The following is a 23,253-nucleotide window of genomic DNA, read 5'->3' on the forward strand; positions in this document are numbered from 1 at the left end:
TCCCTAAGTGACTTTCTAACCATGGTTTTATCATGGCAAGAAAAGCGCTTGGGGCTTTTTTGCTTTTTTCCCGAAATTTTGACAAAAATGCTGGTGGGTGTAACCTTTACCTGCTCCGAACGTCTATAAAGTGAAACCGAAAGTGAGAGGGGGAGCAGCAGTGAAAAAGGAGATGCTGGAGGAGATCTATCTGGCATATTATCATGAGGTCTATTTATATACGCTTTCCCTGTGCGGCAATATCCATTTGGCGGAGGACCTGACCAGCGAGGCATTTTACAAAGCCCTGTTTTCACTGGAAGGCCAGGGGCAGAATGTGAAGTTCTGGCTGTTTAAGGTGAGCAGAAATTTATTTTACGACCGGCTGCGCAAGGATGCGCGGATCGTACCGGAGCAAAAGGAGCATCAATCTCCAAGCGGGCCAAAGGACATGGTATGGGAGCAAATGTTAAAGAGTGAGGAGGCAAGGCAGCTTTACCGGGCGATCTTAAGCCTTCCGCCCCAGTATAGCGAAGCTGTTTTTATGTTCTATTTTTTGGATTACAGTGTAAATGAGATCGCAGGTCTGACGGGAAGGAAACCGGGAGCAGTGAAAACAGTGCTCTGCAGGGCTAGGAAAAGGCTGAAAAAGGGTCTGAAGGAGGAAATGTATGGGATTTAAAGACGTGTTTTGGCGGTATAAGAATGGAACAGCCTCTTTGGAGGAGATCAGGATGGTGGAGGAGGAACTTGAAAAATTTGAACTGCTGGAGGAACACACCATGGAACAGATGGAGGAGGAACGGACGGACCGGCAGGAACTTTTAAGTGAGAGCGACAGAAGGGAGATTCGTGGAATTACCAAAAAGGTTAACCGGAAATTTTTTAAAAGCATGGTGATATCCTTTCTGACAGTGGCTGCAGTGGTTCTGCTCTCAGGTCCTGTATGCAGCCTTATCTTTTATAACCCCAACCGCGGCTATCCGGAATCTTACGGAGGAGACGGCCAGTTTTTTATTGACACCGCTGTATTTACAGAACTGCATTCTCCGGGCTATACAACAAATTGGGCAAAGGCGGTTCCCGGACTTCCGGGGAGCTACTATGTGAAGATACGGCAGAACAACCTGTTCCGCGGCCGGGAGGAGAATTTTACCGGAAAGATTGTGGGTGGGAAGATAGCCGGCGGCGAGGCACCGATGACCGGCTATTATTCCAATATTGTGAACCGTACCGGCTCGGTGCTGGAGTCATATTGGCATTTTCCGCCCGTGAATGCCTTTGGCAGAAAGATGGGAACCTTCTGTGAAGTGGATCAGGACGGAAATGACGTGTTCAGGCAGTCCAAGGATGGGATCCAGGGACAACTGGAGCAGTTAAGCAAGCTTCCATCCTCATCCTGGGTAGCTGCATACATCACCTTTGATGAGGAGATGACTCTGGAACATTTCAGTTCCCTGTATTGGAAATGGGCGGTTGAACAAAGGGATCTGGATATCATCTATGCCGCTGTCAGGAGCAGTGAACAGGGAGACACCATGAATGCTGCGGGGTTTGAGCCAAGCGGAACGGGTGTATTCCTGGAAGCGGGCGTCTACCCGGAAGAGAGGTATCCTTTTCTGAGGCCAACCATGGCTAGGGAGGCGGGGAATAAGGAGAATCTGGCAAAGATTTGGGAGAAACATTTCACATCCATGCTGGAATACATGGAGGACCGGCCGCAGTTTTTAAAAGCCATGGCTGATGTAAATGAAATCAATGGGGAGTATTACGGGGAAATGGTATCCTATGTCAGGAAACATGGGATCCGTGTGTACGGCGTGATGATACAGGGAAATGTGGATCGAGTTATTTCTTTTGGGAAGCAGGAGGAAGTGGACGGGATCTATGTGGAAGATGCAAAACTGTCCGCACTGTCGCGGTAAGCTGCTGATAAGTTTGTCTTGGAGGGAGTTTTTGATCCCCCTCCAAGATGAATAGTGGCAGGATTCCCTGTTCATTGTCCTAAAATCTCTTTTCCTCCCCATTCGACCACAGTAAATCCCTTTCGTTCAAATGGGACCGTCACTGATTCTTCCACCTGGACAGGATGGGACAGAGGGGTGTATACCATGAATACCCTGAGCAGGCTGTCCGGCTGCGGGGAAATAGAAAGCCCGGCTGTCACCTCATAGGCATCCGTCTGGAATGTGATCAGATTATAAGGATTTTTCTTCATTCTGGGCATCCAGTATTGGATAAATTCCTCATACTCCTTTGGTATCAGCCCCATAAGCGCCAGTTTTTTCCTAAGGAATGTTTCGGTTTCATTTCCCGGGATCACAAACCCTTTGGACATGTCATACTTCGTGCGATCCTCGCCTTCCCAGAACAGGTAGGGATATTCCTGTCCATCACTCTGATTCCTCAGCCTGCCATCCGGCCAGGCTGTGACCTTCCACCCATTTTTATAAGCAGGGATCGTGTCTGTAAGCCTTCCATTATAATCCAGTTTGACCGTGATTTCCTGCATCTGTTCGGGATACAGGTAAATCACAGGTTTTTCCGACAGTGTCAAATTGGGCCTATTGTCCGCACAGTAAGATAATATAGCCACGCAGGCTATAACTGCAGCCACACGCCATCTCTTTTTCATCTTTCCCTCCAATCGCACCGTGCCAATCAGCAAAACTCCCGGCATTTTTTATAAGTCTATGGTAACACACATGCTGTCTCTGTTCTTTGAATAATTCTTAATTTTAATTTGCGAATTTAGTAATCATATTTTATAATAAATAAATCAGAAAACAACCAAATGTGGATTGCCGAATGTGGCGGGGAAATTGTCGGCGATATTGCCGTCATCAAAAGGGGTTGATACCACCACCACAGGCGCCAAGGAGGAAAACATATGGAAATAAGGGTATTAAACTATTTTCTGATGGTAGCAAGAGAAGAAAATATTACAAAGGCGGCCCAGCTCCTCCATGTGACCCAGCCTACCCTTTCCAGACAATTAATGCAGCTGGAGGAAGAACTGGGGGTTAAGCTGTTTAAAAGGAGCAACCACAGCATTATCCTGACAGATGACGGCATGCTTTTAAGGAGGCGTGCCCAGGAACTGATCTCCCTGGCGGAAAAGACAAAAAAAGAGTTTGTCCGGGAGGAGGACAAGCTTACAGGAGAGATCTTTATTGGCTGCGGGGAACTTCGCAGCGTGAGCTGCCTGGCGGAAATCCTTGCGGCGTTTCAAAAGAAATATCCCCTGGTCAGGTTTGATCTATATAGCGGCAATGTGGACAATATCAAAGACAGGATGGAGAGGGGGCTTATTGACATAGGACTGCTTCTGGAACCTGCGGATATAGGGAAGTTTGAGTTTTTGCGCATGCCCTTGAGGGAAAACTGGGGAGTTCTGGTCCGCAGAGATTCTGCCCTTGCAGAAAAAAAGATCATTTTACCAAAAGATCTGAGAGGGATACCGCTTCTGATATCAAAACGGGTACCGGTGCAGAATGAACTTTCCAACTGGTTTGGGGATCTATCAGAAGAGATGGAGGTCGCCCTGACCTATAATCTGATCTATAATGCAGCAATGATGGTGCGAGAAGGGATGGGTGCTGCTCTTTGCCTGAAACTGGACAGTACATTTGATGATCTTAGCTTTATCCCACTGTCCCCCTGCCTGGAATTAGGTTCCGTGCTGGCATGGAAGAAAAACCAGGTATTTTCTCCGGCCACCTCGGCGTTTCTCCGGTTTGTTAAGGGGGATCTGAACAGGGAAGTGCATGAGAGGATAATTGATGACAATTAAAGACAGGGAAACTGTAATATGGGTGTGACCAGGGATGGTGCACCTGTATTTTTTTGCTTTGTTTACAAAAGGCAGGCAATGAGGTGAAGATATGCCGCAAAGCTATAACTGAGAATGCCATACAGGTATTAGACACAGGGTATCCTTTGATTTAAACTATAACTGCAATTAACCAACTGCAAATAAAAAGCAGCGACATATAACATGAGGAAATGGGGTGACATGAAAAATGACGATTAATGAAGCCAGCGAGCAGTATCAGATTCCCCTTGAGATTCTCCGGGAGTATGAAAGCTGGGGGCTTTGCGGCACCGTAAAAAGGTGATGGGAGACTGGCAATATGACGATCAGGATCTGGAGCGGCTGAGTATGATCATGACCCTCCATGATATTGGCTTTGACACGGAAGCGGTGGAAACCTATATAAAGCTGATGCTGGAAGGCACGTTAACAGAAAGCCGGAGGATGGGAATGCTCAATGCAAAAAGGAACAACACATTGGATGAGATCCATTTCCGTGAAAGGCAGTTAGAGCGCATGGATTATCTCAAACATGAGATACAAAAAAACAGGATGTGAGTAGGAGGAGTATTGCGTATGAAGAAAAAAACAATATCAATTTTAGCGGCAAGTGCTCTGCTGGCATGTTTGACAGCATGCTCAGGAAGCAGAGATTCCGAGACAACAGATACTAATGGAAAGACAACAAAAACAGCGACAACGGCCGCGGAAACCTCAGCCCGAACAGAAGCGCCATTAACAGCACAGGCAGCGGCGGACCCGGACACAACGGCGGACCCAGACACAGCAGCGTACACAAACACAGTAGGAAACGGACTGGTGGTATACTTCTCCTGGTCCGGCAATACTGAGTCCGTTGCGCAAGAAATTGCAGCCCGGACCGGAGCTGACGTATTTAAGCTGGAACCACAGGAACAATATACGGACGACTATGACCAGCTTCTGGACATTGCTCGGGAGGAGCAGAGAAGTAATGCCCGTCCGGCAATTGCCGGCAGCATTGAGGATCCGGACCGTTATGATGTGGTTTACCTTGGCTTTCCTAACTGGTGGGGCGACATGCCTATGATCCTTTACTCCTTCCTGGATGAATACGACCTATCCGGCAAGACCATAGCCCCATTTGTTACCAGCGGTGGAAGCGGTTTTTCGGGCACTATCAAAACAATGAAATCCATGGAACCGGATGCAGAGATCTTGGACGGGCTTTCCCTGGGAGGTTCTGCAGCAGAAAATCCTGCAAAGGATGTCAGCCAGTGGCTAAAGAACATTGGCATGATAGAATAAGGAGGACCGCAGATGAAGCAAGGTATCATGACAGTCTTAACCCTGCTCCTGACAGCCTCCCTGGCAGTATTCCTGACAGCCTGCGGCAGGTCCGAGACCGAAAGCCCTTCAGGGACAAAAGACCAAAGCAGCGTGGACGGATTCATCCGGATACAGGGCGGTACCTTCATGATGGGCAGTCCGGAATCGGAGAACTGGCGCAGCAATGACGAGGTACAGCACACCGTAACGGTAAGCGGTTTTTATATGGGTCAATATGAAGTGACCCAGAAAGAATATGAGCAGATAACCGGACAGAATCCCAGCAGCTTTTCCGGAAATGATCTGCCCGTGGAAAATGTCACATGGCTGGATGCGGTCTATTACTGCAATGCACGCAGCCGGGCCGAAGGGCTGGCGCCAGCCTATACGGTGGAAGAACAGAACATTACATGGGACCGCGGCGCTGACGGCTACCGACTTCCCACGGAAGCGGAATGGGAATATGCCTGCCGGGCAGGAACCCTCACTCCCTTTAACACAGAGACCTCCATCAGCGCAGAGGAGGCCAATTATTACGGTTACTATCCATACATGATAGAAGACAACTATTTTTCCCAGGGCAACCTGGATACAAAGCCGGGGGAATACAGGCAGACCACAGTATCTGTGGGCAGCTTTTCACCCAATGCCTTTGGTTTGTATGATATGCATGGAAATGTAGGCGAATGGGTCTGGGATCATTACGGCGCATATGATACCGGGGAACAGACCGACCCATCAGGGCCGGCAGACGGCACTCTGAAAGTATACCGGGGCGGGGGATGGAACGATTTTGCAAAAAATATGCGTTCTGCTTACCGGGCGGCCATAGCGCAGGACAAAAGCAGTTTTAACCTCGGGTTCCGGTTGGTGCGAAACGCTGCGGCAGGCATGGGAACCGTGGCAGCCGCGGCAAACGCCGGAAATGATACCGCCAAAGGGCAGGAAACGGCTGCAGGAGACAAAAAGGTGCTGATCGCCTATTTCTCCTGGGGTGGTAATACAGCAGGGATTGCCGGGGAAATAGAGCGCCAAACCGGTGCGGATCTTTTTGAGATCACCTGTGTCACTCCTTATTCCGATGATTACAATACCGTATTGGAGCAGGCGCAGCGCGATCAGAATATTCAGGCCAGGCCGGAACTGGCAGAACATGTGGAAAACATGGATCAGTATGATACAGTGCTGATCGGATATCCCAACTGGTGGGCTTCCATTCCCATGCCTGTTGCCGCTTTCCTGGAAGAATATGATCTCTCAGGAAAAACCATCATTCCTTTCTGCAGCCATGGCGGCGGGAGGTTCGGACAAAGCCTGACCGCGATCGCAAAGCTGGCGCCCGATTCTGTGATGGGTGAAGGACTATCCGTCCACTATTCCGGCGGGACCTCCCTGACCGGTGAAGTGGAGAACTGGCTGGAACAAAACGGCGTCTCCTATCAATGAAAGCAGACATAAGCAAAGCGAAAGGAGACTGCTCATGAACCGGAAAATGAAACTGAAGATTATAGTTGATATCCTTATGACCGTACTGCTGCTTTTACTCATGGGCTATATGATTACCGGTGAAACCGCCCATGAATGGCTGGGTATGGGGATGTTTGCACTGTTTCTCCTGCACAATTTCCTGAACATTTCCTGGTACCGTGGCCTGATAAAAGGAAGGTATACCATTTACCGCATGTTCCATACACTTGTTAATCTGCTGTTGCTGTCAGCAATGGCATCTCTGATGGTAAGCAGCCTGATCTTGTCGCGGTATGTATTTGCATGGCTGCCCATCCATGGAGGGATGGAGCTTGGAAGGAATATGCATATGGCAGGCGCTTACTGGGCGTTCCTGCTGATGTCCGTACACCTGGGACTTCATTGGGGCATGATCATGGGGATGATACGGAAAATGCTGCCTGGAATAGGGAAAGGCATTGTGTGGAAGATCCTGGCAGGGGCAGCTGCAGCCTACGGCGCATGGGCATTTGTGAAAAACGACCTGCTTTCCTATATGCTGCTCAGGAACCTATTTGTGTTCTTTGATTATGACCAGCCGGCATTGTGGTTCTTTGCGGAATATATCGCCATGATGGAACTGTGGGCCTGCATTGCCTACTATATGGCAAAGGCGGGCAGGAAGAAACAGGGCGCCGGCTGACTGAAACCGGACATTAGGATATGTGAGGAAATGAGAAAAGAGGAACGAATTTATGAAATACACAAAGTTAGGAAATTCAGACCTTACTGTTTCACGTATCTGCCTGGGATGTATGGGATTCGGCGATCCGCAGAGAGGGCAGCACAGCTGGACGCTGGATGAAGAGCATTCCCGGGAGATCATCAAACGTGCCCTGGAACTGGGCGTTAATTTCTTTGATACGGCCATCGCCTACCAGAGCGGGACAAGTGAGCAGTATGTGGGACGGGCACTGAAGGATTTTGCAGGGCGCAGTAATGTGGCGATCGCCACCAAGTTCCTACCGCGCACTGCAGAAGAAATTGCAGACGGTGTCAGCGGTCAGGAACATATTAGGCGTATGATGGATAAAAGCCTGGAAAATCTGGGCATGGATTATGTGGATCTGTATATCTACCATATGTGGGATTACCAAACGCCTCTTTATGATATAATGGACGGCTTAAACCGTGTGGTAAAAACCGGAAAGGCCCGGTACATCGGAATCTCCAACTGCTTTGCGTGGCAGCTGGCAAAGGCCAATGCACTGGCGCAACGGGAAGGCTTTGCAACATTTGTTTCCGTCCAGGGGCATTACAATCTGATTTTCCGGGAGGAGGAACGGGAGATGGTTCCGTATTGCAGGGAGGAAACAATTGCACTGACTCCTTACAGTGCACTGGCAGGAGGACGGCTGTCCAAGCACCCGGGGGAATCCTCAAAGCGGCTGGAGGAGGACGCTTTTGCCAGATTCAAATATGATAAGACAACTGAGCTGGATCAGGTGATCATCAGCCGGGTAGCGGAGCTGGCAGACCGCAGGAAGGTATCCATGACAGAGATCGCGCTGGCATGGCTTCTGACAAAGGTAACGTCCCCGGTGGTGGGTGCCACGAAATTCCATCATATTGAGGGTGCGGCAGCGGCAGTGGAACTGGAATTGACCGATGAGGAGCTGACTTATCTGGAAGAAGCCTATGTGGCTCACAGCCTGACAGGCGTCATGGCGCAGAACAGGCCGGAGACAATCAGTGACAAGCATTTTGGTCCGTAGGAGAACAGAAGATCTGACAAGGAATTTAAGGAGGGAAAGATGGAAATAAAAAGTTTATATGACACGGATCCCGAATTTGTGGAACGTGTGGAATATTTCATACGGGAGGAAGTTACAAAAGAGGAGGGACAGCAGCTGGAAGAACCGGTACGCTCCATGGTAATCCTGGCCTCATTGATTGGATGCCAGGGTGTTGAACTTTTCCGTGAACTCCTTCCGTCAGCCCTTGACGGAGGGCTGACAACGGTAATGATAAAAGAGATCCTTTACCAGTCCACAGATTATGTTGGTCTGGGACGGATGCTGGGATTCTTGACAGTGGTTAATGAAGTGCTTAAAAGCCGGGGCATTTCCCTGCCCCTTGAGGCGCAGGCCACCACCACGTTGGAAGACCGCCTGGAAAGAGGTTCCCAGGCGCAGGTGGATATCTTTGGCGAAGGGATGCGGGACTTTTGGAAAAAGGGACATATAAACCGATGGCTTGCCGCAAACTGCTTTGGGGATTACTATACACGCAAGGGTCTGAATCTGGCCCAGAGGGAACTGATCACATTTTGTTTCCTGGCGGCCCAGGGCGGATGCGAGCCCCAGCTGATCAGTCATGGGGCGGCTAATATGCGGCTTGGCAATACAAAGGAATATTTGATGAAAGTAATCTCACAGTGTTTACCCTATATTGGCTATCCGCGCAGCTTAAATGCCATCACTTGCGTGAATAAGGCGGCGGAAGGGAAATGACAGAGGGGAATAACGGGATTTTTGTGATTTAACAGTATCTCCCAGGTAACTATGGCACAAAATTGTGCTTACTTTACAATCCGCCTGTCCGGTCCTATGATAGTTGCATGAGGAACATAGAAGGGAATCATAGCTATATATGCTAAAGGATCCAGGAGGAAGCGGAAATGACAGGAGATCAGTACTTAAAAATCTTGGTGGAGGATATGCATTCCGCCATCATTGCCACCATTGGAACAGACGGACATCCCCAGACCCGTGTAATAGACATGATGCTTTGGGATGAAAGAGGGGTCTATTTTCTCACAGCAAAGGGAAAAGCCTTTTATGCACAGCTTATGGAGCAGAAGTTCGCAGCTGTTTCTGCTGCTAAGGATAAAAAATCCGTAACACTCCGCGGAAAAATTGAAAATATAGGCAATGAAAAACTGGATGAGATTTTTGAAAAAAATTCGTATATGCAGCAGATATATCCATCCCACACCCGGAGTGCACTGGAGGTGTTCCGGCTTTTCGAGGCCCAGGGAGAGTATTTTGATATCAGTATCCCCTCACATGTGGTCAGGAAACCCATATTGATCGGAAGGCCGAATGCGATACAGACATGTTATGTTGTGGGCGTGGAATGTATCGGATGTAAATTATGCTATTCAGTCTGTCCTCAAAAATGCATTGACATCAGCAGAAAGCCGGCAGTAATCAACCAGAACCAATGCCTGCACTGCGGACAGTGTGCGCAGATCTGCCCAAAGCAGACTATAAGCCGGCAGAGAACAGAAATTTAAACTTATATAAGGACTGATAATCCTGTTTGACAAGCCCGCCAGACTGTCCATCCTTCCTATTTCTATCATAAATTCACTGAACAGGCGCCGATGCTTCTTGAAGCAACAGGCCTGGGATATCCAGCATGGTGCTTGACATGTCCGGAATCGGCATTATAATAAAGGGTGAGAGTAAATTGCACCCCGAAGGTGTAAGAATGAGAGGGATGTATGGAAAGCAATAAAAGGGTATCCATTATCGATGTGGCAAAAAAGGCCGGGGTTTCCATCGCAACTGTCTCCAGGGTCATCAACCAAAATGGTGGATATTCCAAGGAGACGGAAGAACGGGTCAGAAAGACCATAGAAGAGTGCGGATTTACACCTAATGTCAATGCCATTGGCCTGCGGACCAACCGCAGCAACAGTATAGGCGTCATTGTCCCGGACATCACCAATGAATTTTTTGCCAGAATCATACGGGAATTGGATACCTTTCTTTTAAGCCGGCGCTATTCCCTTCTTGTCTGTAATTCCAATGAAGACTATATGCTGGAGAACATGCATATCAAGGGACTGGCTGAAAAGCATGTGGACGGAATCATCTATATATCGGGACAGAATGAGATCAAAGAGATCAGCGAGATCAAGAACCTACCCATTGTCTACATCGACCGGGCGCCCAAGAACGCGGAGGTTCTGATCCTTTCCGACAATGAGACGGGCGGATATCTGGCGGGCAGGGAGCTGATCGCCAAGGGATGCACGAAGATCCTGTTTCTTAGGGATATCCGCTATGCGTCCACGATCCGCAGCCGTAAGGAGGGATTTATTCGGGCACTTGGGGAGAACGGCATATCCTTCAGCGAGGAGCTGGAGATGAGCTGTTTTCCGGAATATGAGGAAACCAGAGGCGTGATGGAGCGTCTGCTGCGGGAAAAGGGATGTTTTTTTGACGGGATTTTCACTACCAATGATATGATGGCTCTGGCATGCATCAATGTGCTGATGGAGAACCGGATCAAAGTGCCTGACCAGATCAGGGTGGTTGGATTTGATAATATTTCCCTGTCCCAGTTTGCAAGCCCCCAGATCACCACCATTGCCCAGGACACAAAGGAACTGGCCCTCCATGCAGGCGAAACCATACTGAAAATGATAGAAGGAAAAGAGATCAGGAAGAAAAAAACGATCATACCGGTGCGGCTGATCGCACGTGGGACCACATAATTGCATGCAGGCCCAACATAAGTGTACGCGTAACCACACGGTCTCATAAGAACCACATGGTCTTCGGTGAAATTATATGAATAGGAAAACCTTTCCGTAAGGCGGGAAGGCTTTTTTTACGCTTATTGAGAAAACGTTTACTGATATTAATATAAATAATGCACAAATTATCAATATTAATTTCGTCAAAATAGTAGAAATAAACATTTTATATTGACTTTTATTACGTAAAGGTTTACTATTCAGTTACAAGATACGAAAACCTTTACGTAAAACAGGAGGCTGCGGATGGATGAAAAAAAGAAACCTTCTATTGTGGATGTGGCAAAGTGGGCCGGAGTTTCTACGGCTACTGTATCCAGAGTGATCAACCATAACGGCGGCTATTCCAGAGAGACGGAGGAAAAGGTGAAAAAGGCAGTGAATGAGTGCGAGTTTACACCCAATGCCAATGCCATCGGGCTAAGGACCAACAAAAGCCGCTGCATTGGCGTGATCGTACCGGATGTGACCAACGAATTCTTTGCCAGGATCATCCAGGAGCTGGATTTTTATCTGCTGAAGCACAAATATTCTCTTTTGATCTGTAATTCCAACGAGGACTACGAGCTGGAGAATATGCACATCCGGGGACTGATCGAAAAGCACATTGACGGGATCGTCTACATATCGGGACAGAATGAGATCAAGCACACAGGTAAGATCCGGAACATTCCCGTGGTTTACATCGACCGGGCGCCCAAGAACGCGGAGATGCTGATCATGTCGGATAACCAGGAGGGCGGGTATCTGGCAACCAGGGAGATGGTCCGAAAGGGCTGTTTAAGGATTCTTCTGCTGCGGGATGTGCGCTGTGCCTCCACCATCCGATACAGAAAGGAAGGGTATCTGCGGGCGCTGAGGGAAGGCAATATCCCATATAACGAAGAGCTGGAAGTGAGTTGCTTTCCTGAGTATGCCCAGGCGCGCAGTGTTATGGACCGGCTCATGAAGTCCAGGGGATGTTTTTTCGATGGGATATTTGCCACCAACGACATGATGGCCCTGGCCTGTATCAATGTCCTTTTGGAGGCCGGGGTAAAGATACCGGAGGAGGTGAAGGTAGTGGGATTTGACAACATTTCCCTGACACGGTTTACCAGCCCCCAGATCACTACCATCACCCAGGACACAAGGCAGATGGCCCTGGCCGCGGGCAGCACGATACTTAAGATGATACAGAAGAAGGAGATCCGTGAAAAGACAACGATTATCCCGGTCACACTGGAGGTAAGAGGCACGACCTGAGGATGGACTGCAAGTACCGCGCAGGCCAAAAAGAAAAGAGGAGGATTTATGGAGACATTAGTAAAAATGGAAGGTGTTACCAAGGTGTTTCCCGGCGTCAGGGCCCTTGACAACATTTCATTTGAGATCAAGGCGGGAGAGGTTCACGTTCTCATGGGAGAGAACGGGGCGGGAAAGTCCACACTGATGAAGATATTAAGCGGCGTATACCAGCCCACCTCCGGGAAGATAACAGTGAAAGGGAAGGAATTTTCCCATCTGACGCCCACAGATTCCTATGAGTGCGGCATCAGCATCATTTACCAGGAGTTGAGCGTGATCAATGAGCTGTCCATCCTGGAAAACCTGTTTGTGGGAAAGCTGCCCACAAAGCGGGTGGGAGGAATCCCGGTGGTGGATTATAAGGGCATGACGGCCAGGGCCAAAGAGGTGCTTGATAAGGTTGGACTGAAGCGCAAACCCGGCCAGCTGGTGGAGGAGATCAGCATCTCCGAAAAGCAGCAGTGCGAGATAGCCAAGGCCCTGATCTCCAATGCGGATGTAATCATTATGGATGAACCCACCTCCTCCCTGACCACGTCCGAGACAGCCCATCTGTTTGAGATCATCCGGCAGCTGAAGGCGGAGGGAAAAGGAATCGTGTACATTTCCCATAAAATGGATGAGATCAAGGAGATCGGGGATGTGATCACGGTATTGAAGGACGGCACCTATGTGGGCACCAGGAACGTGAAGGAGATCACCCTGGATGATGTGATCCGCATGATGGTGGGAAGGGAGATCAAGGGAACCTACCACAATGAATCCGTCCAGGACTTCAGCGGGGAACCGGTTATCTTTGAGGCCAGGAACATGAACCGGAAGGACGGCCGGGTGCGCAATGTGTCCTTCCAGGTGAGAAAAGGGGAGATCGTGGGGTTTGCGGGCCTTGTGGGAGCGGGCCGAAGCGAGCTGATGAACGCAATTTTCGGAGCCGAGCCAAAGCTTTCCGGCCAGGTGTTTATCGGCGGGGAGGAAGTGACCATCCGCTCCCCCTATGAGGCCATCAAAAACGGTTTGGCCATGGTGACGGAGAACCGGCGCGAGACTGGATTCCTCAACAATTTCAGCATTAAACAGAACATTTCCATTGTCCCCTTTTTAAAGACATCCAGGGCAAACGGTCTGGTGGGCCTGGTGGACAACAAGGCGGAGGAGGAATACGCGGCAAAGCAGAAGCTGGATATGAACATCAAGTGCCGCGATGTGGAACAGAATATAACGGAGCTTTCCGGAGGCAACCAGCAGAAGGTGATCCTGGGAAAATGGATGGCTGCCGAGTCCAGAGTGATCATATTTGACGAGCCCACCAAGGGTATCGATGTGGGAAGCAAGAGCGAGATCTACGTGCTCATGCGGCGGCTGGCGGACCAGGGAAAGGGAGTCATCATGGTCTCCTCGGAGATGCCGGAGCTTTTGTCCGTGTGCGACACCATCTGCGTGTTCCGGGACGGCGAGATCCGCATGACCTATGGGATCAGTGAGGCAACAGAAGAAAATATTTTAAAATCATCAACCGGTGAAGAGTGATCAGGAGGGGAAGAACCATGAATAATCAGACGGAAATAAAAACAAAACCAAGTTTCGGCGTACTTTGGCAGAAATACGGCACCATAGGCATTTTCCTGCTGCTTCTGGGGGTGCTGACCATTGCAAAACCGTCCAGTATCTTTAACCCGGACAGTATTCCGCAGATCCTCAAACAGAGCGCGGTAAATATCCTTCTGGCCCTGGGTGAATTCTTTGCAATCCTGATCGCGGGCATCGACCTTTCCGTGGGCGCGGTGGCAGGCCTGGTGGGTATGCTCACCGCCATGCTGATGGTAAACGGCATCCCCGTGATACCGGCCCTTATCTTAGGCATCCTGATCGGCATGTTTATCGGCTTCTGCAACGGAATGCTGGTCAATAAGACCGGACTTCATCCCTTTATCATCACGCTGGGCACCCAGTCCATCTTCCAGGGCCTGATGCTTGTGATCTCCAATTCCAGGAATATTTACGGCTTCCCGGCATCCTTTACAAGGACCATGAGCGCCAGTATTCTCTACATACCGGTCCCTGTGATCATTGCGCTGATCGTGGCTGCCTTCTGTGCGTTTTTCACCACCAAATGCAAGGCGGGAAGAAACATCTACGCCCTGGGCGGAAACATGGAAGCGGCCTGGTACTCAGGCGTCAATGTAAACCTTCACCGTCTTCTGGTATTCATGATCTCCGGAACCTGCGCCGGAATCGCAGGCATCGTGCTTCTGGGACGCGTGGGAGCGGCTGCGCCCACGGCAGGTACGGGATATGAGACATACGCCATTGCGGCAACCATCATTGGCGGCACCAGCTTTATGGGCGGCAAGGGCAAGATCCTGGGCGTTGTGATCGGCGGCATGATCATCGGTATTATCAACTACGGCATGACGGCCCTGATGATCCCCAGCAGTTACCAGAAGATCGTAATGGGAGCCTTGATCATCATATCCGTGGCCATTGATCATTTTGTAGCGAAAGCTAAGAAATAAGGAGGAGAACTACAATGAAACCAATGTTTAACCCATCTCTGATGTGCATGGACCTGCTCAATATCAAGGAGCAGCTTCAGATTTTAAATACAAGGGCTGATTTTTACCATGTGGATATTATGGACGGACACTATGTGAAGAATATCACCCTGTCCCCGGATTTCTGCAAAGCCATCCGTCCGGTGTGCCGTATCCCCCTGGACTGCCATTTGATGGTCACAACCCCTGATGATTTTATCGAACCCCTGGCCAAGGCGGGGGCGGGATTCATCTGCCCTCATGCGGAGACCATTAACGCGGATGCGTTCCGTATTGTGAACAAAATCCGCTCCCTGGGGTGCAAGGTGGGTGTTGTGCTGAACCCGGCCACCCCGGTATCCTACATACAGCACTACATCCATCTGCTTGATAAGGTGACGGTGATGACCGTGGACCCCGGCTTTGCAGGACAGCCCTTTATCAGGGAAATGCTGGATAAGATAAACGAACTTAAAGTACTGAAGGAAGAGAAGGGATACAAGTATCTGATCGAGGTGGACGGCTCCTGCAATGAGAAAACCTTTGGGGATCTGGCAAAGGCCGGCACAGAGGTTTTTATCGTAGGCACATCCGGCCTGTTTCATCTGGACCCGGATCTTGCAACAGCATGGGATAAAATGATGGATAACTTTAATAAGGCTGTAAGTCGGTAAGGTGGGAGCAATATGGGACTTGTAATAGGGATTGACATCGGAGGAACCAATTTCCGTCTGGGCTGCGTGGCAAAGGACGGAGTGCTAAGCCATTTTGAAAAAAAATCCAGCGCGTCCATGCTGAAGGAAGGCGCTGTGGAGATCCTGTGCAGGGAGATCAGGGATTACATGGAACGGTACTCTCTGGCAGGAAAGGTGGACGCCATATCCGTGGGAGTGCCGTCCGCTGTCAGCAAGGATAAGAGTTTTGTGTACTCCACCCCCAATTTAAAGGGGCTGGAAAATGTGGACCTGGGCCATCTTCTGGAAAAAGGCCTGGGAATCCGGGTGTTTGTGGACAGGGACGTCAACTATCTGCTCTGCCATGATATTAAGAAATATAATCTGGACCCGGAAGGGGATAAAACCATACTGGGCATGTATCTGGGCACCGGATTCGGCAACGCCATCTATGTAAACGGACGTTTCCACGCTGGCAAGAACGGGGTGTCCGGGGAGCTGGGCCATGTGCCTTTCTTCCATCTGAAGGAAATATGCCCCTGCGGCAACGAGGGGTGCGCGGAGCTTCGGTGCTCGGGCGCCCATCTGCAGCGGATCCGCAACCAGTACTACCCGGAGACGGAGATCGGGGATATTTTCACAAAACACGGAAATGAGCCTGCCATCCGTGAGTATGTGGAATACCTGGCCTACCCCATCAGCACGGAGGTGACGATCCTGGACCCGGATTATGTGGTCATGGGGGGAGGCGTCATGATCATGAAGGATTTCCCCATGGACAATCTGATCCGGCAGGTAAAAAAGAGAACGCGCCATCCCTATCCATCGGAGAACCTGGAATTCATTTTCCCGGAGCACACACAGACCAGCGGTGTGGCAGGCGGCGGACTGGCGGCTTTTGACGCTATGAAGAGACAGTGAAATTCACGTCAGGGAGCGTGGCCGGGCTATCGTTCAGTCTGTGCTTCAGACATGCCCCCGTGGACGGGAAAAATAAAATCAAGATAAAAAAGGAGAGGTAAAAATGAAGAAAAGAATGTTAGCAGCAGCACTTTCAGTGGTAATGGCGGTAAGCCTTTCAGCGTGTACGTCCGGCGGTACGGCCGAGACAACAACAGCTGCGGCAAAAACCGAGGAAGCAGGGACCGAGGCGGCAAAGGACGGGGAGAGCGGGGCAGAATCCACAGAGGAAGCCAAAGAAGCTTCCGCCGGCACCAGCGACAAAAAATACGCGGTTATCTTAAAAACACAGGCCACGGACTTCTGGGTTAAGATGTGGAAGGGCGTTGAGGCGGAGACCGCGGCAAAGGGCGTGAAAGTGGACCTGTACTCCGCGCAGAGCGAGGATGACTTAGAGGGGCAGCTCACCATCCTGGAAAGCTGTATCCAGCAGGGATATGACGGAATTGCCATCGCCCCTCTTTCCAGCGTAAATGTGCTTCCGGGCATTGGCGAGGCAACGGAAAAGGGCATTATCATCGTGGATGTGGATGAGAAATTTGACGAGACAGAGCTGGCTAACCAAGGCGGCGCATGCGTTGCGTTTGTTGCAACCGACAATGTGGCCGTGGGCGCCAAGGGCGCACAGTACATTGTGGACACGGCAGGCGAGGGAGCCAAGGTGGCCATCATAGAGGGGAAATCCGGCAACCAGTCCTCCGAGGACAGGACACAGGGCGCAAAGCAGGCATTTACAGACGGTAAGATGGATATCATCAGCAGCCAGGCAGCTGACTGGGACCGCCAGAAGGCCATGGATATCGCGTCCACTCTGATCCAGCAGAACCCGGATCTTAAGGGAATCTACTGCTGTAATGACGGCATGGCATTGGGCGCTGTCCAGGCTGTGATCAACGCCAACAAGCTGGGCGAGATCATGGTAGTGGGAACGGACGGGGATACAGAAGCGGTTTCATCCATTGCAAACAATGAACTTAGCGCAACCGTTGCACAGGATCCGGCACAGATCGGAGCAACCAGCCTGGATCTTCTGATCGATGCAGTTGCAAGCGGAACCAAGGGCGAGGTTGGCAAGTTCCCGGAAAAGACCCCGGTTGAGTCTGTTCTGGTAACTGCTGATAACGCAGCTGATTTCCAATAATGATATGAGAGATGGGGGCTGCATCAGACAATGCAGCCCCTGTTTTAACAAAACAGAGTACAATTTTGACGGAACAAAGCATTAATTTGACGGAGCATAGCACGAATTTTACAAATACAGGAGGCGGAATATGAGAGTTGGATTTGGTAATGACCATGTGGCGGTTGAGCTTAAGAACGTATTGATGGAGCATTTGCGGGAAAAGGGATATGAGTGCATTGATTTTGGACCCTCTGATCCGGCGGACAAGGTGAATTACCCGGAGCCGGGCCGTCTGGTGGCGGAGGCCTTGATGCGGGGTGAGATCCATAAGGGCGTACTGATCTGCGGCACAGGGATCGGCATATCCCTGGCAGCCAACAAGGTGCCGGGCATACGGGCCGCCGTGTGTTCGGAGCCGTATTCTGCAAAGCTTACAGTGGAGCACAACAATGCCAACATCATTGCCATGGGCGCAAGAGTGGTGGGCACAGAACTGGCCAAGATGATCGTGGACGAATTCTTTGCAGCCCGGTTTGAGGGGGGAAGACACGCCATGCGTGTGGACATGATATCTGAAATCGAAGCAAAATACGGGGCAAAATGGCATGAGTAAGCTGATCGGTGTGGAGATAGGAGGTACAAAGCAGCAGATCGCGGTGGGCACGGCGGACGGGACCATCCTGGATGTAAGACAGGTCAAACTGGGCGAAAAGACAAATGCCGCTGATATCCTGGCCTGGATCAGGGAAAATATCTGCCGGATCATGAACGAGTGTGAGGTGGGAGGCATTGGAGTGGGGTTTGGCGGTCCTCTGGAGTCTTGTTCCGGCCGGGTGCTGTGTTCCCTGCAGGTGCCGGGATGGAAGGATTTCAGGCTGAAGGACTGGTTTGAGGAGCATTTTAATGTGCGGTCCGTGATTGTCAACGATACGGTGCTGGGAGGGATCGGGGAACTGATCCTGGGAAATGGAGCCGGGAGCAGCCGGTTTTTCTACACAAATATCGGCACCGGAATCGGCGGAGGACTGTATATCGACCGCAGGTATTATGACGGATCAGGCTACGGCGCCTGCTATCTGGGGAATACATGGGTTCCTGACTGGAGAGGCGCCGTGATGGGAGAGTGCTCCGTACCGGGAGCCGGGACCAGGCTGGAACTGATTTGTTCCGGGAAAAGCATTGAGGAACGGCTGAATATTCCGGGCTATGTCCCTGCCGGGTCTGTCCTTGCAAAAAAGGGCGGAAGGATCACATGCCAGGACCTGGCGGAGGGGGCGGGGAGGAATGACCGGTTCTGCCGTGAAGAACTGGAACGGACCGCTTCCACCTTTTCCATTGGTCTGGCCAATGTGCTGGCCATCGCAGCACCTGACCGGATCGCCATAGGCGGCGGTGTTGCCAAGATGGGAGAACCGCTCTTTTCGCGCATCAGGAAGTACACGGATGAATATTCCTTTGTGGCGGACCGGGGACATTATGAGATCGTGGAAAGCAGTCTCATGGACCATGCGGTGCTGGCAGGGGGACTGTTGGTGGCGGGAAGGCCGCAGCTGGCCGGGTGGAAAGGCGAAAAGGAATAGATGAAACTGCTGACACTTGAGGTTTTATACTCAAGTGTTTTTTATATCACAGCAAATAAATACAAATATAGACAGAGTTGCATATCTATGGTTATATTATGATCCGTCACTCGGGTACAAGGGATTAGGAGAAGTAAAAGATAGCTTTTATCAACAGGAATGTTGTCTGATTCAGGCGCTTATGCTATAATAAACAAATATGGACAGAGGTTCAAAGAGGCTGCGCCGCATACAATTTCGCCGGGCCATTCAGGTTCCTGATTATCCTGCCTCTTATCATCAAACAAAGGATATTTTACTCCATAAATGAGTTGAAAATACAAATGATCCGTCATGCCGTTTAAGTCCTGTACAAAACAAATGCAAAAGGCGTTGGCGATTAACCGGATGTGGAAAGGATGGTAGAGATGAAGAGTACAATGACAGCATGGGAGACGCTGCTCGAATTTTGCCGTGCCTGGTTTGAGCATCGCAGCGCTGAGGAGGCCCATGCCTTTTTAGCGGATGAGGTCTGCTTTGTGGGTACGGGAGAGAATGAGTTCGCCAACGGACTGCAGGAAATGCGTGAATATCTGGAACATGACATCCGGGAAATCCCGGAGCCTTTTTCTGTCAATCTCACACTCTATCAGGAGCAGGAACTCAATGACCATGTACGCAACTTGTCTGTTGGGATAACGCTCATCAATACGCAGTACAGCTGGAGACTGAGGGGATTTTTTACCCTGGTCCGGATCAAAGGGCTCTGGCGTTTTTGCACGCTGTGGTTTTCGGAACCCGGAGGCAGCCAGCGGGGGGATGAGCACTATCCACGTGCTCTGGTTATGGAGAACATCGTCCGCCAGCGTCAGGAACTGCTTAACGATTCCCTGCCCGGAGGCATGATGGGCGGGTATCTGGAAGAGGGATTTCCGTTTTATTTTGTTAATAAACGGATGTTGGAGTACCTGGGATATGACTGCGAGGAGGAATTTGTTACCGATATCCACGGCATGGTCTCAAACTGCATCCACCCGGATGACAGGTCCATGGTGGACGGGGAGGTGGTCCGCCAAATGGCCAAAGGCCGTGAATATACGGTGGAATACAGGATGAAGAAACGGGACGGAACCTACATCTGGGTCCATGACCAGGGCCGCGAGACAACAGCGGAGAACGGCAAGCGGGCTATCCTGTCGGTGTGCATTGATATTACAGCGCAAAAAAAGGCCCAGGCTGAAATCATGCACTTGTATAATAATGTACCGGGCGCCGTGTTCCGCTGCCGGTTTGATGACGGCTTTACGGTTGCTGATGCAAACGATGGCCTGTATGAGTTTTTAGGTTATACCAGGGAGGAATTTGCCGCCCTGGGGAACCGGATGTCCTCTGTGGTCTGCCCTGAGGATATGGAGGCCATGAAATGCAAGATCGCGGCGGACACGGGCCGCGAGGGCGCCATACGGGACGAACACCGGTTAGTCTGCAAGAATGGGATCGTAAAATGGGTATCCCTGAAAGCCCAGATGTTCATGGAAGACGGCGAGCAGTATTTTTATGGCGTTTTTGTGGATATTACCGAAGAAAAGCAGGTGCAGGAACGGGTCCGGGAACTTTATGAAAAGGAATTGGCCTATTTTGCTCAGGCAGCCTCGGCAAAGGGGAGCATCCAGGGCCGTGTCAATGTCACGCAGAACAAGGTGGAGAACTACATGGCTGCATCTGATACCGCCATTGCTGCGCTGGGGGATTCCTATGAAAAAACCATAAAAAAGCTGGCAGGTTCCGCTGTGGATCCCGGTTATGGTGAGCATATCCGTACCGTCCTTTGCAGAAAGCAGGCGTTAGCCAGTTTTGCGGCAGGGAAGACGGATTACCACTTTGAATTTCTCCGCAAACGAAATGGCGGTGGAGCCTTTTGGAGCAGCACAAATTTCCGGTTTCATCAGAACATGGAAAGCGGAGATATCATTGCTTTTTTCTATACCCTGGATCTTACGGAGCAGAAATTACAGGAGCAGCTGCTCAACCGTGTTACAAATCTGGGGTATGATATTGTAACGGAGATCAATCTTTTGACCGGAGAATACCGGCTGGCGGGCCGGTCCAGTGACTGGGAAATGACGGTTCCCGTCCAGGGTGATTTTGGGGAGGAGGTCAGGCGGATCGCCCAAACCGCTGTTCATGAAGACGGACAGCGGGAGTTTATGGAAAAACTTGATTTTGAATATATGAAGCAGCAGCTTTCACAGCAGGATTCCTATACCTTTATCGTGGAATTGATCCAGGATGGCTGTGCCAGGGTCAAACGGTTCCGGCTGCTCTATATCAGTAAGGAATTGGGGCGGGTATGCATGACCCAGTCCGACCTGACAGATGTGATCCGGCAGGAACAAAGGCAAAAGGATGCGCTAAGTGCGGCTCTGGCAGCCGCAGAACAGGCAAATGCGGCCAAAAGCGATTTTCTTTCACGTATGAGCCATGAGATCCGCACCCCCATGAATGCCATTATCGGAATGAGTGCCATAGCAGCGCAGTCAATCGGATCCGGGGATCATGAACAGGCAGCGGACTGTATTTCCAAGATCGGCATCGCCTCCCGTTTTCTGCTGTCACTTATCAATGATATCCTGGATATGAGCCGGATCGAGAGCGGCAAAATGCTTCTGAAAAATGAAAAGATCCCTACAGAGGAGTTCCTGGGCGGGATCAATTCCATCTGCTATTCCCAGGCAGCGGCAAAGGGCGTTGAATACGAGTGTATCGCGGACCCTGTGCTGGATGACTATTATATTGGGGATGCCATGAAGCTGCAGCAGGTCCTGCTGAATATCCTGTCCAATGCCATCAAATTCACAGGTGAGAAGGGCAAGGTCACCCTGTCCGCAGAACTTCGCAAAAAAGATAAGAGCGGAGCGGAACTTCGTTTCATTGTCAATGATACCGGGATTGGGATGGGGGATGAGTTCCTTCCGCATCTGTTTGAACCGTTTGCCCAGGAGTCCATGGGTACTACTTCCCTGTATGGAGGGACCGGGCTGGGCCTGTCCATTTCCAAGAATATCGTGGAACTGATGGGCGGAAGGATCACAGTGCGGTCCATCAAAGGAATCGGATCTGAGTTTACCGTGGATGTGCGGCTTGGGATCACCGAGGAGGAAAAGCTTCGTTACAACAAGAAAAAACAGACATATAATTTTTCTAATTTAAAAACCCTGGTGGTGGATGATGACGTGGCCGTATGCGAAAGCGCGGTGTCTACCCTGAGGGAGATCGGCATCACCGCGGAGTGGGGGGACAGCGGACTTAAAGCCATTGAACGCGTCCGCCAACTGTGGGCATCGGGCAGATATTATGATATCATCCTGGTGGATTGGAAGATGCCCGACATCGATGGGATTGAGACAGCCCGGCGCATACGGGAAATTGCGGGGCCGGAGGTCACCATTATCATAATGACAGCCTATGACTGGGTCGCCATTGAACATGAGGCCAGGCGGGCAGGCGTCAATCTGCTGATGAGCAAGCCGATGTTTAAATCCTCACTGATCTCCGCCTTTTCCAAGGCGCTGGGAGAAAAAGAGGAAAACCATCAGGAGGACAAGCCCGCCGTGTTCGACTTTACCGGCTGCCGCCTGCTTCTTGTGGAGGATAACGCCATCAACACAGAAGTGGCTGTTGTCCTTTTGGAACACAGGGGATTTGCCGTGGACACGGCTGAAAACGGACTCCGCGCTATTGAAATGTTCAGCAAGGCGGAGCCGGGCTTTTATGATGCGATCCTGATGGATATCCGGATGCCGCTGATGGATGGTCTCACTGCAGCCACAAACATCCGGCATATGAGTAATGCCGATGCCAGGACCATTCCTATTATTGCCATGACAGCCAATGCGTTTGATGACGATATGGAAAAGAGCAAAGCAGCCGGAATGAACGCACATTTGGCAAAGCCCATCGAACCGGAGCGGCTGTACCAGGTTTTGTATGATTTTATAATGGGCAGAGAGGAGTCATAGGCAA

The 23,253-nt window shown here is 50.5% G+C and carries 21 protein-coding genes; 20 read left to right on the forward strand and 1 reads right to left on the reverse strand.

The genetic code is table 11. From position 1 onward, the window contains the following. Positions 1–160 precede the first annotated feature (160 nt). Positions 161–661: an RNA polymerase sigma factor gene (locus CLFS41_RS14325; RefSeq protein ID WP_045092630.1), complete on the forward strand. Its 501-nt coding sequence runs from the start codon at positions 161–163 to the stop codon at positions 659–661. Next, positions 651–1,904, forward strand: coding sequence for an anti sigma factor C-terminal domain-containing protein (locus tag CLFS41_RS14330; protein ID WP_045092631.1), 1,254 nt, complete (start codon positions 651–653; stop codon positions 1,902–1,904). The genes CLFS41_RS14325 and CLFS41_RS14330 overlap by 11 nt, the downstream gene beginning before the upstream one ends. Before the next feature lie 71 nt (positions 1,905–1,975). Here the strand turns inward: CLFS41_RS14330 and CLFS41_RS14335 are convergent, their stop codons facing one another. After that, positions 1,976–2,614 (reverse strand): hypothetical protein, encoded by a 639-nt coding sequence (locus CLFS41_RS14335; RefSeq protein ID WP_045092632.1) that lies wholly within the window; start codon positions 2,612–2,614, stop codon positions 1,976–1,978. 255 nt (positions 2,615–2,869) lie between these two features. On the opposite strand from CLFS41_RS14335, the gene CLFS41_RS14340 reads away from it, so the two are divergent. The 18 genes from CLFS41_RS14340 to CLFS41_RS14425 all read left to right on the forward strand — a co-directional run bounded on the left by CLFS41_RS14340 (position 2,870) and on the right by CLFS41_RS14425 (position 23,249). Continuing rightward, a complete protein-coding gene (locus tag CLFS41_RS14340) occupies positions 2,870–3,772 on the forward strand; it encodes a LysR family transcriptional regulator (RefSeq protein WP_045092633.1) in 903 nt (300 codons plus the stop codon). Positions 3,773–4,096: 324 nt separating this feature from the next. Then, positions 4,097–4,351, forward strand: coding sequence for a hypothetical protein (locus tag CLFS41_RS14345; protein WP_330610907.1), 255 nt, complete (start codon positions 4,097–4,099; stop codon positions 4,349–4,351). An 18-nt stretch (positions 4,352–4,369) separates the two neighbouring features. Continuing rightward, positions 4,370–5,080 carry a flavodoxin gene (locus CLFS41_RS14350; RefSeq protein WP_045092634.1) on the forward strand — a complete coding sequence of 237 codons (711 nt, stop codon included), beginning with the start codon at positions 4,370–4,372 and terminating at the stop codon, positions 5,078–5,080. 12 nt (positions 5,081–5,092) lie between these two features. After that, positions 5,093–6,547 (forward strand): flavodoxin, encoded by a 1,455-nt coding sequence (locus CLFS41_RS14355; protein WP_082082589.1) that lies wholly within the window; start codon positions 5,093–5,095, stop codon positions 6,545–6,547. 34 nt (positions 6,548–6,581) lie between these two features. Then, positions 6,582–7,250, forward strand: a complete 669-nt coding sequence (locus tag CLFS41_RS14360) for a DUF4405 domain-containing protein (protein WP_045092635.1) — start codon at positions 6,582–6,584, stop codon at positions 7,248–7,250. Between the two features lie 52 nt (positions 7,251–7,302). Then, positions 7,303–8,322, forward strand: a complete 1,020-nt coding sequence (locus CLFS41_RS14365; protein WP_045092636.1) for an aldo/keto reductase — start codon at positions 7,303–7,305, stop codon at positions 8,320–8,322. Between the two features lie 39 nt (positions 8,323–8,361). Then, on the forward strand, positions 8,362–9,060 hold the full coding sequence (locus CLFS41_RS14370; RefSeq protein WP_045092637.1) for a carboxymuconolactone decarboxylase family protein: 699 nt from the start codon (positions 8,362–8,364) through the stop codon (positions 9,058–9,060). Between the two features lie 167 nt (positions 9,061–9,227). Further along, entirely contained in the window at positions 9,228–9,845 is a 618-nt protein-coding gene (locus tag CLFS41_RS14375; protein WP_007870940.1) for a 4Fe-4S binding protein, read from the forward strand. Between the two features lie 210 nt (positions 9,846–10,055). Then, the gene (locus CLFS41_RS14380) at positions 10,056–11,054 is read left to right on the forward strand and encodes a LacI family DNA-binding transcriptional regulator (RefSeq protein ID WP_045092638.1); all 999 of its coding nucleotides are present in this window, start codon (positions 10,056–10,058) and stop codon (positions 11,052–11,054) included. Between the two features lie 288 nt (positions 11,055–11,342). Further along, the gene (locus tag CLFS41_RS14385) at positions 11,343–12,341 is read left to right on the forward strand and encodes a LacI family DNA-binding transcriptional regulator (protein ID WP_045092639.1); all 999 of its coding nucleotides are present in this window, start codon (positions 11,343–11,345) and stop codon (positions 12,339–12,341) included. Positions 12,342–12,389: 48 nt separating this feature from the next. After that, entirely contained in the window at positions 12,390–13,910 is a 1,521-nt protein-coding gene (locus CLFS41_RS14390) for an ATP-binding cassette domain-containing protein (protein WP_007870948.1), read from the forward strand. Between the two features lie 17 nt (positions 13,911–13,927). After that, positions 13,928–14,896, forward strand: a complete 969-nt coding sequence (gene alsC, locus CLFS41_RS14395) for a D-allose ABC transporter permease (RefSeq protein WP_007870950.1) — start codon at positions 13,928–13,930, stop codon at positions 14,894–14,896. A gap of 14 nt (positions 14,897–14,910) precedes the next feature. Next, positions 14,911–15,588, forward strand: coding sequence for a D-allulose 6-phosphate 3-epimerase (alsE, locus tag CLFS41_RS14400; protein WP_007870952.1), 678 nt, complete (start codon positions 14,911–14,913; stop codon positions 15,586–15,588). A gap of 12 nt (positions 15,589–15,600) precedes the next feature. After that, on the forward strand, positions 15,601–16,509 hold the full coding sequence (alsK, locus tag CLFS41_RS14405) for an allose kinase (RefSeq protein WP_007870954.1): 909 nt from the start codon (positions 15,601–15,603) through the stop codon (positions 16,507–16,509). A gap of 103 nt (positions 16,510–16,612) precedes the next feature. Then, positions 16,613–17,689: a D-allose transporter substrate-binding protein gene (alsB, locus tag CLFS41_RS14410; protein ID WP_045092640.1), complete on the forward strand. Its 1,077-nt coding sequence runs from the start codon at positions 16,613–16,615 to the stop codon at positions 17,687–17,689. A gap of 130 nt (positions 17,690–17,819) precedes the next feature. After that, entirely contained in the window at positions 17,820–18,284 is a 465-nt protein-coding gene (gene rpiB / locus CLFS41_RS14415) for a ribose 5-phosphate isomerase B (RefSeq protein WP_007870960.1), read from the forward strand. Beyond that, positions 18,277–19,251: an ROK family protein gene (locus CLFS41_RS14420; protein WP_045092641.1), complete on the forward strand. Its 975-nt coding sequence runs from the start codon at positions 18,277–18,279 to the stop codon at positions 19,249–19,251. Before rpiB ends, CLFS41_RS14420 begins: the two co-directional genes overlap by 8 nt. Positions 19,252–19,658: 407 nt before the next feature. Beyond that, positions 19,659–23,249: a response regulator gene (locus CLFS41_RS14425; protein WP_045092642.1), complete on the forward strand. Its 3,591-nt coding sequence runs from the start codon at positions 19,659–19,661 to the stop codon at positions 23,247–23,249. Positions 23,250–23,253: the final 4 nt, after the last annotated feature.

Source organism: Clostridium sp. FS41, from assembly GCF_000954015.1.
Taxonomy (GTDB): Bacteria; Bacillota; Clostridia; order Lachnospirales; family Lachnospiraceae; genus Enterocloster; species Enterocloster citroniae.